General features: G+C 66.0%; 14 protein-coding genes. 5 read left to right on the top strand and 9 right to left on the bottom strand.

Annotated elements, in window-relative coordinates; all coding sequences use genetic code 11:
• Window positions 1–29: 29 nt before the first annotated feature.
• Window positions 30–1,028 carry an ABC transporter ATP-binding protein gene (locus tag D5084_RS06775; RefSeq protein WP_128514752.1) on the bottom strand — a complete coding sequence of 333 codons (999 nt, stop codon included), beginning with the start codon at window positions 1,026–1,028 and terminating at the stop codon, window positions 30–32.
• Window positions 1,029–1,111: 83 nt separating this feature from the next.
• On the bottom strand, window positions 1,112–2,269 hold the full coding sequence (locus tag D5084_RS06770; protein ID WP_128514751.1) for an ABC transporter substrate-binding protein: 1,158 nt from the start codon (window positions 2,267–2,269) through the stop codon (window positions 1,112–1,114).
• A gap of 212 nt (window positions 2,270–2,481) precedes the next feature.
• On the opposite strand from D5084_RS06770, the gene D5084_RS06765 reads away from it, so the two are divergent.
• Complete coding sequence (locus tag D5084_RS06765) at window positions 2,482–3,675, top strand: glycosyltransferase (RefSeq protein WP_128514750.1); 1,194 nt, start codon at window positions 2,482–2,484, stop codon at window positions 3,673–3,675.
• 15 nt (window positions 3,676–3,690) lie between these two features.
• Here D5084_RS06765 and D5084_RS06760 read toward each other — a convergent pair whose 3' ends face one another.
• Window positions 3,691–4,599 carry a LysR family transcriptional regulator gene (locus D5084_RS06760; protein ID WP_128514749.1) on the bottom strand — a complete coding sequence of 303 codons (909 nt, stop codon included), beginning with the start codon at window positions 4,597–4,599 and terminating at the stop codon, window positions 3,691–3,693.
• A 113-nt stretch (window positions 4,600–4,712) separates the two neighbouring features.
• Between D5084_RS06760 and D5084_RS06755 the strand changes: the two genes are divergently transcribed.
• Window positions 4,713–5,147: a DMT family transporter gene (locus D5084_RS06755; protein WP_128514748.1), complete on the top strand. Its 435-nt coding sequence runs from the start codon at window positions 4,713–4,715 to the stop codon at window positions 5,145–5,147.
• Here D5084_RS06755 and D5084_RS06750 read toward each other — a convergent pair.
• Window positions 5,144–5,467, bottom strand: coding sequence for a hypothetical protein (locus tag D5084_RS06750; protein WP_128514747.1), 324 nt, complete (start codon window positions 5,465–5,467; stop codon window positions 5,144–5,146). The genes D5084_RS06755 and D5084_RS06750 overlap by 4 nt on opposite strands.
• Window positions 5,467–5,889, bottom strand: coding sequence for a GAF domain-containing protein (locus D5084_RS06745; RefSeq protein ID WP_222929376.1), 423 nt, complete (start codon window positions 5,887–5,889; stop codon window positions 5,467–5,469). Before D5084_RS06745 ends, D5084_RS06750 begins: the two co-directional genes overlap by 1 nt.
• Window positions 5,890–5,981: 92 nt before the next feature.
• Between D5084_RS06745 and D5084_RS06740 the strand changes: the two genes are divergently transcribed.
• Window positions 5,982–6,380: an OsmC family protein gene (locus D5084_RS06740; RefSeq protein ID WP_128514745.1), complete on the top strand. Its 399-nt coding sequence runs from the start codon at window positions 5,982–5,984 to the stop codon at window positions 6,378–6,380.
• A 52-nt stretch (window positions 6,381–6,432) separates the two neighbouring features.
• Here the strand turns inward: D5084_RS06740 and holA are convergent, their stop codons facing one another.
• The 4 genes from holA to D5084_RS06720 form a co-directional block, all read right to left on the bottom strand.
• Window positions 6,433–7,446: a DNA polymerase III subunit delta gene (gene holA / locus D5084_RS06735; RefSeq protein ID WP_128514744.1), complete on the bottom strand. Its 1,014-nt coding sequence runs from the start codon at window positions 7,444–7,446 to the stop codon at window positions 6,433–6,435.
• A complete protein-coding gene (lptE, locus tag D5084_RS06730) occupies window positions 7,443–7,919 on the bottom strand; it encodes an LPS assembly lipoprotein LptE (RefSeq protein WP_238382547.1) in 477 nt (158 codons plus the stop codon). Before lptE ends, holA begins: the two co-directional genes overlap by 4 nt.
• Window positions 7,920–7,965: 46 nt before the next feature.
• Entirely contained in the window at window positions 7,966–10,518 is a 2,553-nt protein-coding gene (leuS, locus tag D5084_RS06725; protein ID WP_128514742.1) for a leucine--tRNA ligase, read from the bottom strand.
• 101 nt (window positions 10,519–10,619) lie between these two features.
• Window positions 10,620–11,156: a DUF3576 domain-containing protein gene (locus tag D5084_RS06720; RefSeq protein ID WP_128514741.1), complete on the bottom strand. Its 537-nt coding sequence runs from the start codon at window positions 11,154–11,156 to the stop codon at window positions 10,620–10,622.
• A gap of 269 nt (window positions 11,157–11,425) precedes the next feature.
• On the opposite strand from D5084_RS06720, the gene D5084_RS06715 reads away from it, so the two are divergent.
• Together D5084_RS06715 and D5084_RS06710 are read left to right on the top strand one after the other, a co-directional pair.
• Window positions 11,426–12,379 (top strand): porin, encoded by a 954-nt coding sequence (locus D5084_RS06715; RefSeq protein ID WP_128514740.1) that lies wholly within the window; start codon window positions 11,426–11,428, stop codon window positions 12,377–12,379.
• A gap of 93 nt (window positions 12,380–12,472) precedes the next feature.
• A complete protein-coding gene (locus D5084_RS06710) occupies window positions 12,473–13,135 on the top strand; it encodes a YggS family pyridoxal phosphate-dependent enzyme (protein ID WP_128514739.1) in 663 nt (220 codons plus the stop codon).
• Window positions 13,136–13,165: the final 30 nt, after the last annotated feature.

Genomic DNA, 13,165 nt, shown 5'->3' with positions numbered 1-13,165 from the left:
TGCAGGACAGATGAAAGGCTTGCTCGATTTCATCTGTCCCCCATCAGGTGCAGGGCCTGCGGATCGAAGGCGATGGCGGCGCGGGTGCCTTCGGCGGGCACGGGCTGGCCGGCGGGGACCATGGCGGCAATCTCCGTGCCATTTGCGTCAAGGACGACCCGGGTGCCGGAACCAAGGTAGCGCAGCGCCTTGACGGTGCCGGTCAGCGGACCGGTGGCGGCAAGGCGCGTCGCCTCGGGTCGGAGGCTGGCCCATTCGGCGGGGCCGCCCAGGGCGCGGGTGAGGTCGGGGGGCAGGACATTCGAAGAGCCGACGAAATCGGCGACAAAGCGCGTGGCGGGGCGGTCGTAGATGTCCTGCGGGGTTCCGATCTGGGCGATACGGCCTTCGTTGAAGACGGCGAGGCTATCGGCCATCGACAGGGCTTCGTGCTGGTCGTGGGTCACGAAGACGAAAGTCAGGCCAAGGCGTTTCTGCAGGGCCTTGAGTTCATCCTGCATCGCCTCGCGCAGCTTCAGGTCCAGCGCGCCCAGGGGTTCGTCCAGAAGAAGCACGCGGGGTTCGTTGACCAGGGCGCGGGCCAGGGCGACGCGCTGCCGCTGGCCGCCGGACAACTGCGCGGGCCTGCGGTCGCCGTATCCGTCCAGCTTGACCAGCGCCAGCATCTCGTCGGCCCTGGCATGGCGCCGGGCGCGGCCCATCCCCTTGACCATCAGCCCGTAGGCCACGTTGTCGCGCACATTCATGTGCGGGAAAAGCGCATAGTCCTGGAAGACGGTGTTCACGTTGCGCAGGTGCGGGGGCGTGTTCGACACATCTTCGCCAAAGATGCGGATCGCCCCGCCGGTGGGTTTTTCAAACCCCGAGATCAGTCGCAGGCAGGTGGTCTTGCCCGAGCCGGAGGGGCCGAGCATGGCGAAGAACGAGCCCTCCGAAATGGTCAGGTCCACGCCGTCTACGGCCTTTACCGGTGCAGAGGCGGGGCCGAAATGGCGCGAAACGTTCAGGAATTCTACGGCAGCAGACATGGGCAATCCAAAGGGCGCACCCCCGGGGCGCACCGCTGGTTTGGGGGAAGGTGCGCCGGGGGGCGCACCTGGGGATTGTGGTATCAGCGGCCGCCGATCACGCCGATGTAGTCGGAGACCCAGCGATAGTAGGGCACGCAGGCCCCTTCGCCCTGAGAGCAGTTCGACACCGGAGTTGTCCAGAACCGGATCTTGTCGAAGTCGTTCGCGCCGTTCGCGGCGCAGCTTTCCGCCGTGGACATGCCCGAGCCGTTGGTGCAGGCCGCCGGAACCGACGGGTTGGCCCCGAACCAGACGGCAAGGTCGGACTGGAGGTTCGACGACAGCGTATGCTCCATCCACAGGTAGGCGCAGTTCGGGTTGGCGGCATTCACATGCATCATCGTCGTGTCGGCCCAGCCCGTGGCACCCTCTTGCGGAATGGTCGAGGCGATCGGCATGCCCTCGGACTTCAGCAGGTTGACCTGGAACGGCCAGGAGCCCGAAGCGACGACGCCTTCGTTCTTGAAATCGTCCATCTGGATGAAGGCGTCGTGCCAGTAGCGGCTGACGAGGCTGCGCTGCTGGCGCAAGAGGTCGAGCGCGGCCTTGTACTGGTCTTCGTTCAACTCGTAGGGCGAGGTGATGCCAAGCTCGGGCTTGTGGAACATGAGGTACTGCGCGGCATCGGCGATGTGGATCGGGCCGTCATAGGCCTGAACGCGGCCCTTGTTCGATTTGCCATCGGGGAGCGTCATTTCCTTGAACACCACGTTCCAGGAGGTCGGCGGTTCCTTGAAGACCTCGGTGTTGTACATCAGCACGTTCGGCCCCCACATGTAGGGCACGCCATAGTGCACGCCGTTCACGGTGTGCCAGGGCGCGTTCTGCAAACGCTCGTCCACGGTCTTCCACGACGGGATCAGGTCGATGTTGATCGGCTGCACCCGGTCGCCGGCGACAAGCCGCAGGGAGGCGTCGCCCGAGGCGGTGACAAGGTCGAAGCCGCCCTCGTTCATCAGGGCGACCATCTCGTCCGAGGTGTTGGCGGTCTTGACGTTCACCTTGCAGCCCGAGGTCTCTTCGAACTTGGTCACCCAGTCGAAGGCCTTGTCGGTCTCGCCGCGCTCGATATAGCCCGGCCAGGCGACGATGTTCACCTGGCCCTCGGGGGCACCGATCTCGGTGACCTGGGCCATTACCGGCGAAAGACCGGTCAGAAGCGCAAGGGTCGTCGTTCCCATCAGTCTGAGGTGGTTCATGTCAGGCTCCCGTTGGTGTGTCTCTTGCATGCGCAGAGAGTCCGTTCTTGCGGACTTGGAAAAACCGTAATTCGCCACGAAACTTTCACAATAACAAAAAACTGAAGCCAGATATCGGTTTTACCGATGCCCGGCCCCGTTGTCGCATTGTTTCGGCTTTTCCAGCTTGTGTGGAGTGCATCTTTGCTTAGCTATCCAGGAGATTGGTGGGCATGTGGATGGCCAGTATGCTGATGATCGCACCGGCGCCGGTGATCGAGACCGACGACAGGGTGCGTCTGGATGTGAAGTTCGTCGAAGGCATGCGCATTCAGCAGGCCTTGTGGCCGCACCGGATCACCGTGGCCCTGCGTCGGGGGGCGCCGTCGATTCCCTTCGGCCGCGACTACGAGCGCAGCGAACTGCCGTTCGACCTTCGGCTGCTGGACCCCGACGAAGAGCTGTGCGCCCGGCACCTGGACGGCTTTGACCTGATCTATGCGGGGGGCGACGACTTTCACTGTCTGGGCCTGACCGACCATCTGAAGCCGGGACAGAAGATCGTCTATGCCATCGAATACACCCCGGAAACCCGGATGCAGATCCTGGGTCTGGACGGCAGCCGCAGCCTTCTGGGGCGGTTGAAGGGGCGGCTCTGGCTGCGCCAGCAGGAGGCGCGGCGCGAGCGGGCGTTCCGGGCCGCGGATGCGCTGCAGGCCAACGGTTATCCGGCCTATGACGCCTATGCGCCGATGTGTCGGAACACGCTGCTGTATCTGGACGGCAGAATGACGACCGACCTCTTTGCGACCGAGGCCGAGATGACAGCGCGCGAGGCCTGGCGCGCGGCAGAGGGGCCGCTGCGGCTGATCTTCTCGGGGCGGCTGGAGCCGATGAAGGGCGCGCAGGACCTGCTGCCGGTGGCCGAGCGGCTGATCGAGCGGGGCGTGGACTTTACCCTGGACGTGTTCGGGACCGGCGCGCTGGACAGCCAGATCGCTGCGGGAATAAAGCGGTTGAAGGAACCGGCCCGGGTCCGGTTGCACGGGGCTGTCGACTTCGAGACCGAGCTTGTTCCCTTTACCCGCACCCAGGCCGACATCTTTGTCGGCTGCCATCGCCAGTCCGATCCGTCCTGCACCTACATCGAGGCGATGGGCTGCGGGGTTGCCGTCGCAAGCTACGACAACCGGATGTGGGAACGGCTGAACGCCGAGGCGAAGGCGGGCTGGGGTGTGCCCCTCGGCGAGGCCCGGGCCCTGGCCGACCGCATCGCCGATCTGGCGCGCGACCCGGCGGCGATCAATGCCGCAAGCCGCAATGCCTGGGCGTTTTCCCGCGCCCATGGCTTCCTGCCCGAGTTCCGGCGCCGCATGGAGCATCTGGCCCGCATCGCCGGAGTCGAGCTTCTGCCCGTCGCGGCCTGATCGGGACAAGGCTGCTCACCCCGGCCGCACGACAGCCGTGCTTTGTGCCGAACGGATGAAGTTCGACGCCGGTCCCGTCAGCGGCGCCCCCTTGCGCCAGGCAAGGCCCACCTGCACCGAGGGCAGATCACCCGAGACATCGCGGATCTCGATCCGGTCGCCTTCCAGGCTCCAGGGCCGGTAGACAAGGCTGGGCAGGATCGCGAGCCCCGCGCCGGTGGCGACCAGCGACCGCACGGCCTCGACGCTGCGGGTCCGGAAGGCGATCTGCGGCTTGACCGGCAGGGCGGCGGTGAGGCGGCGGGTCGATTCCTCGATCTCGTCGACCATCAGCTGGATCATCGGCGATCCGCCAAGTTCTTCCAGCGCGATGCTTTCCTGCTGCGCCAGCGGATGGCCCAGCGGCAGCCAGAGCCGGTAGGGCGACACGAGCAGCGTCTCGACATTCAGCGCCATCCGGTCATGGACGGATGAGGTCAGAAGGACCGCCACGTCCAGCTCGCCGCCGATCAACAGGTGTTGCAGGTATTCGCCGCTGTCTTCGATCACGTTCAGATCGACCTGCGGATGGGCCCGTCGATAGCGTTGCAGGATGTCGGACAGGACATAGCCCGCGACAAGGCTGGTGACACCCAGCGACAGGCGGCCCTTGGCGGTCTCGGCCTCGGTCTGGAAGGTGGTGCGGGCGGTGGCGACATCGGCCAGGATCTGCCGGGCATGGCGCAGGAAGGCCGAGCCCTTGTGGGTCAGGACGATGCCACGCGCCTGCCGGTCGAACAGAACCACGCCCAGGTCATCCTCCAGCCCGCGAATCGCCTCGGTGACCGAGGACTGGCTGATCGACAGCGCCCGCGCCGCGCCCGAGACCGAGCCCGCCTCGGCGGCGCCGACGAAGAACTGAAGCTGGCGCAGAGTGAATGCCATCGGAAACCGCGATAGGTCCTTGGATGACATCTGCCCGATAGATGGCCCTGTGGCAAGGGTTGCAGCACCCCCGCCGCTGTGGCTTTGTGGTGAAAAAGGAAACGGAGGCAGGGATGGTCTGGGTATTGTTGGCCGTTGTGCTGGGTGGCGTGGCCATTGCCTTGCAGGCTCCGGTCAATGCCGCCCTGGCGCGTGAACTCGGCGGTCCGGTCCCGGCGGCGGCGGTATCTTTCGGTGTGGGCTTCGTTGTCCTGTTCGTGATCGCGATGGCACAGGGGCAGGGTGCAACCTTCCTGAAACTGCCGCAGGTTCCGGCCTGGACGCTGATCGGCGGCTGTTTCGGCGCCTGGTATGTCCTGAGCGCCGTCTGGGGCGTGTCGCATCTGGGCGTGCTGACCATGGTCGCCGCCCTGATCCTGGGGCAGATGACGGCGGCGATGGTGATCGACGCGACCGGCGCGCTGGGCGTGACCGCGCGCGAGATCACGCCGACCCGGATCGCCGCTGCCGGCCTGGTGATGGCCGGGCTGATCCTGTCGCGGGCCTAGGGGGCCTGCCAGCGCCCCGCGTCCCCGACTGTCCAGGGCACGGCGACGGGGGGTGGCGGTTCGCCGTCCTGCCAGAAGCAGAGCCGAAGGTGATCCACCGCCGCGCCCTCCAGAACCAGCGCCCAATCCATGTGGAAGCCGTCGATCAAGAGGCCCTCGGCGTAGAACACGATCTCTTCGGCTTCCAAGGCTTCGGAGGGCGAGGGGTCCCAGCCCTCGGCACCGCCCCAGAAGACAAGGCCCTCGATGTCGCGGTGCTTGCGCGTGATCTTCGCCAGTGGGGCGAGGAAGGCCTCGACCGGGGTCAGCTCTTTCGCCATCAGCGCAGCTCGGTCGCAAGGGCGGGGGTGGCGGCGGCCACCAACGCCTCATAGGCGGCAAGTTTCTCGGGCGTGAAGTGCCCGGCCTCGGCCAGGATGTTCACGGTCCCCAGCACGCGGTCGTCATCGACCACCGGCACGTTGATGCAGGAACCAAGGCCAAGCGAGACGATCAGCGCGTGGTCGAAGAAATACCTTGCGAACTCGGGCGGAGTGTTGGCGACGAAGGTCCGCCGCCCGGCGATGGTCGTGTCGTACCAGCCGTCCCTTTCCATCGGCTTCGTCCCCGACACCGGGTATTCCTTCGGATGTGAGGTGAAGACGCGGGCGAACAGCGCCTTGTCCTCGTCCAGCCGGGTGACGGTGAACAGCCGGGTGCCAAGCGCGGCGCAGCGGGCGTGAAGGTCGGTGAATGCGGACAAGTCCGGGCTCCGGAATTGCGCCTGATCAAGGCGGGGTGAGAGTGCCGGGGTATTCTCGGTCAAGGTCAGGCAGTGTCAATGCGGGGGATGTCATGCAGTACGAAGTCAGCGCGCGGCGGGTGGACGCGACGGGAGGCCTGGCCACCAGCCACGGGGCAGAGGTCCGGCTGGCGACCGACATGGAGGGCCGCAAGGACGCGCTGAACCCGGTCGAGTTGTTGCTGGCGGCGCTGGCGGCCTGCATGATCAAGGGGGCGGAACGGGTGCTGCCGGTGCTGAAGTTCCAGCTGGACGGGATCCGGGTGGAGTTGCAGGCCGACCGGCAGGATTCGCCGCCAAAACTGACGGCGATCCGCTATCAGATCACGGTCGACACGCCCGAAAGCGAGGCGCGGCTTGATCTTCTGCATCGCAACATCCTGAAATACGGCACGATTTCCAACACGCTGTCCGCAGCCGTCCCCCTGACCGGGACCATCCGCCGGGCCTGAGGCACCGGAGTGTTCGAAAACTCCGGACCGATGTCTTCGAAGACGGCGGCGTCTAGTGACGCGTCATTGCGATGCGGATCAGGGCGCGTTCCATCAGCGCCATCCCGGGGGCCCGGCTGGCAGAGCGCAGCGTCAGGTCGGTCTCCAGCAGGATCGCCACCGCCTGCTCCAGCGCGCGGGCACCCCATTGCCCGGCCTGCCGGCCCATCGCGTCCTTCTGCTTGAAATTCACCCGGGCCTTCTGGATGCCGGCGCCCGGGCCACCCGGATCGGTCGCGGCGGCGTGAAGGATGCGGAAATGCCGCAGCGCGCCGATGCAGATGGTGACCGGCAGCACGCCCTGGCCTTCAAGTCGTCGGAACAGCGGGCCGATGGCGGTACTGCGCGCCTCGGCCACGGCGTCGATCAGGTCGTCCACCTCGGCCTCGATGGTGGCGGGGGCCATGGCCGCGACGTCGGCGGGGGTCAGGGGCGTCGGATCGTTGAACTTGTAAAGCGCGATCTTTTCCAGCGTCTGCCGGAAGTCGCCGGGATCAAGCGCGCGGGCCAGGGTGTTGAGGTCGCTCATCGCCTCGCGGTCGATGTCCTTGAGGCCGGCCTTCTTCAGCGCCTCCTCGATCTCTTCCCGGCTGGGCGGATCGTCGTAAAGCCCGATGCTGACGGCACCGGGGTGCTTCTCGAACAGGGTTTTCAGCGCGGATTTCCCCGTCAGGCCCCCCGCCGTGACCACGATCACCGCATCGCCCGGCTTCCATTCCTTCAGCGCGGTGGCGATGGTGTCGGCCAGACCGTCCGTCGCGTCCTCGACAAAGGCGACGCGGGGGCCGGGGAAGAAGCCCACCGCCTTGATCGCGTCCAGAAGCAGGCTTGCATCCTTGCGCAGATCGCCGCCAGACATCCGGGTCAGGCGCATCTCGGCCTCGCCTTCGGGTCCCACCAGCGCGGAAATGGCGTCCTGCCGCTTGAGCGCCACGCGCATCGCGTCCTGTCCAAAGATCAACAGGCCAGCGCGGCCCGGATCGGGGCGGGAGCAATAGCGGGCGGCCTCGGCCCCCTTCAGGATCATGGCTGCCGAGCCGTGGCCGCAATCAGCCGGGCGGTGATCTGGTCGGCCAGAATGCGCATCAGCCGGTAGGCGGCGTCTTCCTCGGCGGCAAGGCTCGCGACGGTAGAGCCGGTGGCGGCATAGGCGGTGAAGTTCTGCACCCTTCCCCCCGTGATCCGCGCGCCCGAGGCGCGGTCGGTCAGCGTATAGTCGACCACGCCCTTGAGGTTGTAGCGCGTGATCTTGTTGTCGGTGGTGATGCCGACGCCCAGGGTTTCGGTGACGATGGTGTAGCTGAGGTCGTACTTCGGGTTCTCGGGTCGTCCCAGCCGTTCCTCCAGCCGCTCCACCAGATCAAAACCGTTCTTGTCGGTCGGATCCTGGACATAGACCGTTTCAAGCAGCGCGGTCGCTGGTCCATCTGGCGCGAGTGCCGGGGTGAAGCCGCAGGCCGCAAGGGCGAGAGGGGCCAGAACGACGAAACGACGGCTCACCGCCCGCTCCCGGGTCGGGAACGGATCGGAGATGCTGACTTTGCGATCAGACGACGACATTGATGATGCGGCCCGGGACGACGATGATCTTCTTCACCGGCTGGCCGGCAAGGAACCTGACCACATCCTCATCCGCCAGCGCCAGCTTTTCAACCTCCGCCGCAGGCATGTCCTTCGGCACGCTGATTTCCGCGCGGCGCTTGCCGTTGATCTGGATCGGCAAGGTCACGGTGTCATCGACCAGCAGTGCCGGATCGGCCTTGGGCCAGGGCGCCTGGGAGCAAAGCCCGTCTCCGCCCTGCATGGCCCAGATTTCCTCGGCCAGGTGCGGGGTCATCGGCGACATGAGCCTGGCCAGCGTGCGGATCGCCGTCTTCATCGCCCCGGTCGAGGCATTGGCGCGGGACAGCGTGTTGGTGAAGGCGTAAAGCGAGGCGATGGCCTTGTTGAAGGCAAATCCTTCGATCCCCCTCGTCACCTCGTCGATGGCCTTCGCCGTGGCCTTCGCCAGGTCGGCATCGCCTTCGCCCGGGTGCCCCTCGGGCATCTCGCCGATCCGCGCCGACAGGGCCCAGACGCGGCTGAGGTGCTTGAAGGCCGCCTCGGCCCCGGAACTCGTCCATTCCACGTCCCGTTCGGGGGGCGAGTCGGACATCACGAACCAGCGCGCGGTGTCGGCCCCGAAGGCTGCGATGATGTTCATCGGGTCGACGACGTTCTTCTTCGACTTCGACATCTTGGCGGAGGGCACGATTTCCACCGGAGTGCCATCCTTCAGCGTGGCGCCACCCTCACCCCGCAGCACGTCCTCGGGCAGGTGATAGACCGGGCGACCCTGGCTGTCGCGGGTCATGTAGATCTCGTGCGTCACCATGCCCTGGGTGAACAGGGCGCTGAACGGTTCGATGGCCTTGGCGGGCAGGTGCCCGGTCCTGTGCATCGCCCGGGCGAAGAAGCGGGAATAGAGCAGGTGCAGGATCGCATGTTCGATTCCGCCGATATACTGGTCGACATTCATCCAGTATTCCGCGTCCTCGGCCACGGTCGGGGTCGTCGCGCGGGGGCTGGTGAAACGGGCATAGTACCAAGACGAATCGACGAAGGTGTCCATCGTGTCCGTCTCGCGCTTGGCCGGGGCGCCGCATTGCGGGCAGGGCACATCGCGCCAGGTCGGATGGCGGTCCAAGGGGTTGCCGGGCTTGTCGAAGCTGACGTCATACGGCAGTTCGACCGGCAGGTTCTCCTTCTTCTCCGGCACCACGCCGCAGGTCGGGCAATGCACCACCGGGATCGGGCAGCCCCAGTAGCGTTGCCGCGACAGGCCCCAGTCGCGCAGGCGGTATTTCGTCACGCCCTTGCCATAGCCGTTCGCTTCGGCGTGGGCGATGGCCGCGGCGACGGCCTCGTCCCCGGTCTGCACCGTTTCCCCGGCAAAGCCGCGGATGTAGTGGACGCGCTCGGACTTCATCGGCACGAAGGCTTCGGTCAGGGCCGCATCGCTTCCGTCGGCGCTGAACACCGGCCTGATCGGCAGCCCGTATTTCGTGGCAAACTCGAAGTCGCGCTGGTCATGCGCCGGGCAGCCGAAGATGGCGCCCGTGCCATAGTCCATCAGGATGAAGTTCGCGATCCAGACCGGCAATTCCCACGTCGGATCAAGCGGATGTCGGACGCGGATGCCTGTGTCATAGCCGATCTTCTCGGCCGTCTCGATCTCTTCTGCCGAGGTCCCGCCCTTCCGGCACAGCGCCACGAACTCGGCCACCTTCGGGTCGGCCTCCAGCGCCTTGGCCAGCGGATGATCCGGGCTGATCGCGGCGAAGGACGCCCCCATCAGCGTGTCGGGACGGGTGGTATAGACCTCCAGCGTCTCGAACCCGGCCGGGGCCCCCACCGTCTCGAAGGCAAACTGCAAGCCCCTCGACTTTCCGATCCAGTTGGCCTGCATCAGGCGCACCTTTTCCGGCCAGTGCGTCAGCCCGTCCAGCGCGCTGAGCAGTTCCTCGGAGTAATCGCTGATCCTGAAGAACCACTGCACCAGCTCGCGCCGTTCGACCGCGGCGCCGGACCGCCAGCCCTTGCCGTCGATCACCTGCTCGTTGGCCAGAACCGTCATGTCCACCGGGTCCCAGTTGACCACGGCGGCCTTGCGATAGACGAGGCCCGCCTCCATCATGTCGATGAACATGGCCTGCTGCTGGCCGTAGTATTCCGGGTCGCAGGTCGCGAGTTCCCGCGACCAGTCGATCGACAGGCCCAGGGGCTTCATCTGCGCCTTCATGTCGGCGATGTTGCCGTAGGTCCAGTCCTTCGGGTGCCCGCCGCGTTCCATCGCGGCATTCTCGGCGGGCATCCCGAAGGCGTCCCAGCCCATCGGGTGCAGCACGCTGAACCCCTGCGCGGCCTTGTAGCGCGCCACCACGTCGCCCATCGTGTAGTTGCGCACATGCCCCATGTGGATGCGCCCCGAGGGGTAGGGGAACATCTCCAGCACATAATACTTGGGCTTCGACGGATCGCGCACCGCCGTGAAGGCCCCGGCCTTGTCCCAGGCGTCCTGCCACTTGGGTTCGATCTGGGCGGGGTCATAGCGCGACATCATTGGCCTCATGCGGAAGTCCGGGCGGGTTGGCGCGCGGAATTACACACAGGCTCCGGGAAAGGTCCACCCCTTCCCGATCCTGCGCGGCCCTGAAACGACTAAAGCCTGCTGTCGCGCACGCGCAGCTGACGGGCGCGGGTCAGGATCGCATCCTCGACCGCGCGCACGGTTTCCGGCGCGACCGAGGCACCGCCCTGTCCTTGCAGCGCGACCTTCAGACTGCGGGCATCCAGCGCCGGGTCCTGCGCATAGATCGTCGCGCGATAGGCCCGCCCGCCGCCCGGAGGCCGCCCGTAGCCGGTCACGATCACGCCGGTGAACGGGTCCACCGATTCGATGGGCAGGAAGTTCAGCACTTCCAGGCTGGCCTGCCAGATGTACTTGTTGACCTCGACCGTGGTGTTGGGGTCATCGGATGTCTTGAACAGGTCCAGAAGCGATGTCCGGCTTTCCGACTTGCTCTTGCCGTCGCGGTGCGCTTCGGCCGCCGCATCGCGCTCGGCCCGCTGCTTTTCGGTCATCGACGATTTTCCGCCGAAAAGGCCGCTATCACCGCTGGCGATCCCGCCGCAGGACGAAAGCGAGAGCATCAGACTCGCCGCCAGGGCCATCCGCGCAATTTGAACCAAGATCATCCGGCCATCCTCAGAACCCTTGCCTGCTGTCTAGCCGAGCGTCCGCGGCCTGCCAAGGCCCTTTGCTTGCACGGTCGCGGAAGGGAACCCGCCCGCGACGGAGCGATTGGGTGGCGATTCCCGACCTGTTGCTTTGCTGCACCAATCATCTGCCGAAATCTTTCACCGCTGCCGACAACGTTGCAATCCATGCCATGACGGGCGAAATACGCTGCATTCCCCCTGCGGATTCCCCTGCGGCGGGCTTACCTTGAAGAAAGAGGGAAAACATGAAAAAGGTTCTTTTGGCTTCGACCGCGCTGCTGGGCTTTGCTGGCATGGCCGCAGCCGACGTCACGCTCAGCGGCTCGGGACGCTTCGGTCTGGTCTACACCGACGATGGCACCAACTCCGACACCGTTCTGTCCTACCGTATGCGTCTGAACATCGACGCTGCGAAGGAGACTGACTCGGGCGTGAAATTCGGTGGCCGGATCCGCATGCAATACGACGCCGGCGACACCGTCGACGGCACGGGCGAAGGCGCTGCGGAACTGAACGCCGCGATGCTCTACGCTGAAACCGCTGGTTTCCGCTTCGAAATCGGTAACGCCAATACCGCGTTCGATTCGCTGGCAACCCTCTACAACGCGGAACTCGGCTTCATCTCGTCGACGACCGGTTCGTACTCGCTGTTCTCCTACGATTCGTACAACTCCGGCCCGTACGCTGCTGGCCAGGCAAACCGTATCGGCCTGTTCGCCAGCTACTCGGTCGGCAATGTGGTTGCTCGCCTGTCGTACGTCGATTACGACCAGAACGTGTCGACCGACGCTGAAGAAACCGGCTTCTCGCTGGACTACACCGCCGGCGCCTACAAGCTGGGCTTCGGCTATGTGAACAACGCGGCGGGCACCAGCGGCTATGACGTCTACGCCCTGCTCGGCGAATACGCGATGAACGACATGACCAACATTGGTCTGCAGCTCATCGGTGAAGATGGTGCGCCCGTTGGCGAAGGCGACGACACGACGTTGACCCTGTACGGCAACACCAAGCTGGCCAGCGGCATCGGCATCGGCGCGTTCGTTTCGGCCGTCGACTCCGACGTGACCTACGCGAACGACTACGCCATCGGCGTGGGCGCCAACTACGACCTTGGCGGCGCGACCATTGCTGGCACCATCCAGAAGGGCTTCGACGACGAAACCTACGCCGACCTCGGCATCAACTTCTCGTTCTGATCCTCCCGGATCGCACGAGGGAAAAGAGCGGGCCTTGCCCGCTCTTTTCTTTTTCGCCCGCCCGGTTAGGTTGCGCTGCAAACGGGGGGCGAGATGGCACTTGCGGAAATCCTGGCGCGGATGCGCGCGGCGGAACGGGCGGCGGGGCGGGCCGAGGGGTCGGTCCGGCTCATCGCCGTGTCCAAGGTCCAGCCGGCAGAGCGGGTCGAGGCGGTGCTGACCGAAGGCCACCGCGTCTTTGGCGAGAACTATGTGCAAGAGGCGGCGGCGAAGTGGCCTGCCTGGCGTGACAGGTTCGGGCCGCTGGAGCTGCACATGATCGGCCCCTTGCAGACCAACAAGGCCAAGGTCGCCGTGGACCTGTTCGACGCGATCCACACGCTGGACCGCCCCTCGCTGGCCACGAGGCTGGCAGGGTTGCAGCAGGCCCGGGGCGCGCTGCCGCAGCTGTTCGTGCAGGTCAACACGGGGGAAGAACCGCAGAAGGCGGGTGTCCTGCCGGGCGACCTTGCGGGGTTCCTGCGGGACTGCCGGGCGATGGACCTGTCTCCCGTCGGCCTGATGTGCATCCCGCCCGAAGATCAGGACCCGACCCCGCACTTCGCCATGCTGGCCCGGATGGCTGCGGACCACGGGCTGACAAAGCTGTCGATGGGGATGAGCAGCGACTTCGAGGCCGCCATTGCCCACGGCGCGACGCATATCCGCGTCGGCAGCGCGATCTTCGGCGCTCGGGCCTATCCGCCCAGGGCCTGACGGCGCCCGGGCGCGGGGCGGGCGAAGCCT

The organism is Tabrizicola thermarum (assembly GCF_003574395.1).
Taxonomy (GTDB): domain Bacteria; phylum Pseudomonadota; class Alphaproteobacteria; order Rhodobacterales; family Rhodobacteraceae; genus Tabrizicola; species Tabrizicola thermarum.
Note: the sequence above shows the minus strand (reverse complement) of the source record. Positions and strands in the feature narration are given on the sequence as shown.

What these genes read in the sequence shown, in the direction of transcription:
- leuS (WP_128514742.1), bottom strand. Translation starts at nt 10,518, where the DNA reads ATGTCGCGCTATGACCCCGCCCAGATCGAACCCAAGTGGCAGGACGCC.
- D5084_RS06710 (WP_128514739.1), top strand. Translation starts at nt 12,473, where the DNA reads ATGGCACTTGCGGAAATCCTGGCGCGGATGCGCGCGGCGGAACGGGCG.
- D5084_RS06755 (WP_128514748.1), top strand. Translation starts at nt 4,713, where the DNA reads ATGGTCTGGGTATTGTTGGCCGTTGTGCTGGGTGGCGTGGCCATTGCC.
- D5084_RS06720 (WP_128514741.1), bottom strand. Translation starts at nt 11,156, where the DNA reads ATGATCTTGGTTCAAATTGCGCGGATGGCCCTGGCGGCGAGTCTGATG.
- D5084_RS06765 (WP_128514750.1), top strand. Translation starts at nt 2,482, where the DNA reads ATGTGGATGGCCAGTATGCTGATGATCGCACCGGCGCCGGTGATCGAG.
- D5084_RS06750 (WP_128514747.1), bottom strand. Translation starts at nt 5,467, where the DNA reads ATGGCGAAAGAGCTGACCCCGGTCGAGGCCTTCCTCGCCCCACTGGCG.
- D5084_RS06775 (WP_128514752.1), bottom strand. Translation starts at nt 1,028, where the DNA reads ATGTCTGCTGCCGTAGAATTCCTGAACGTTTCGCGCCATTTCGGCCCC.
- D5084_RS06715 (WP_128514740.1), top strand. Translation starts at nt 11,426, where the DNA reads ATGAAAAAGGTTCTTTTGGCTTCGACCGCGCTGCTGGGCTTTGCTGGC.
- holA (WP_128514744.1), bottom strand. Translation starts at nt 7,446, where the DNA reads ATGATCCTGAAGGGGGCCGAGGCCGCCCGCTATTGCTCCCGCCCCGAT.
- D5084_RS06770 (WP_128514751.1), bottom strand. Translation starts at nt 2,269, where the DNA reads ATGAACCACCTCAGACTGATGGGAACGACGACCCTTGCGCTTCTGACC.
- D5084_RS06760 (WP_128514749.1), bottom strand. Translation starts at nt 4,599, where the DNA reads ATGGCATTCACTCTGCGCCAGCTTCAGTTCTTCGTCGGCGCCGCCGAG.
- D5084_RS06740 (WP_128514745.1), top strand. Translation starts at nt 5,982, where the DNA reads ATGCAGTACGAAGTCAGCGCGCGGCGGGTGGACGCGACGGGAGGCCTG.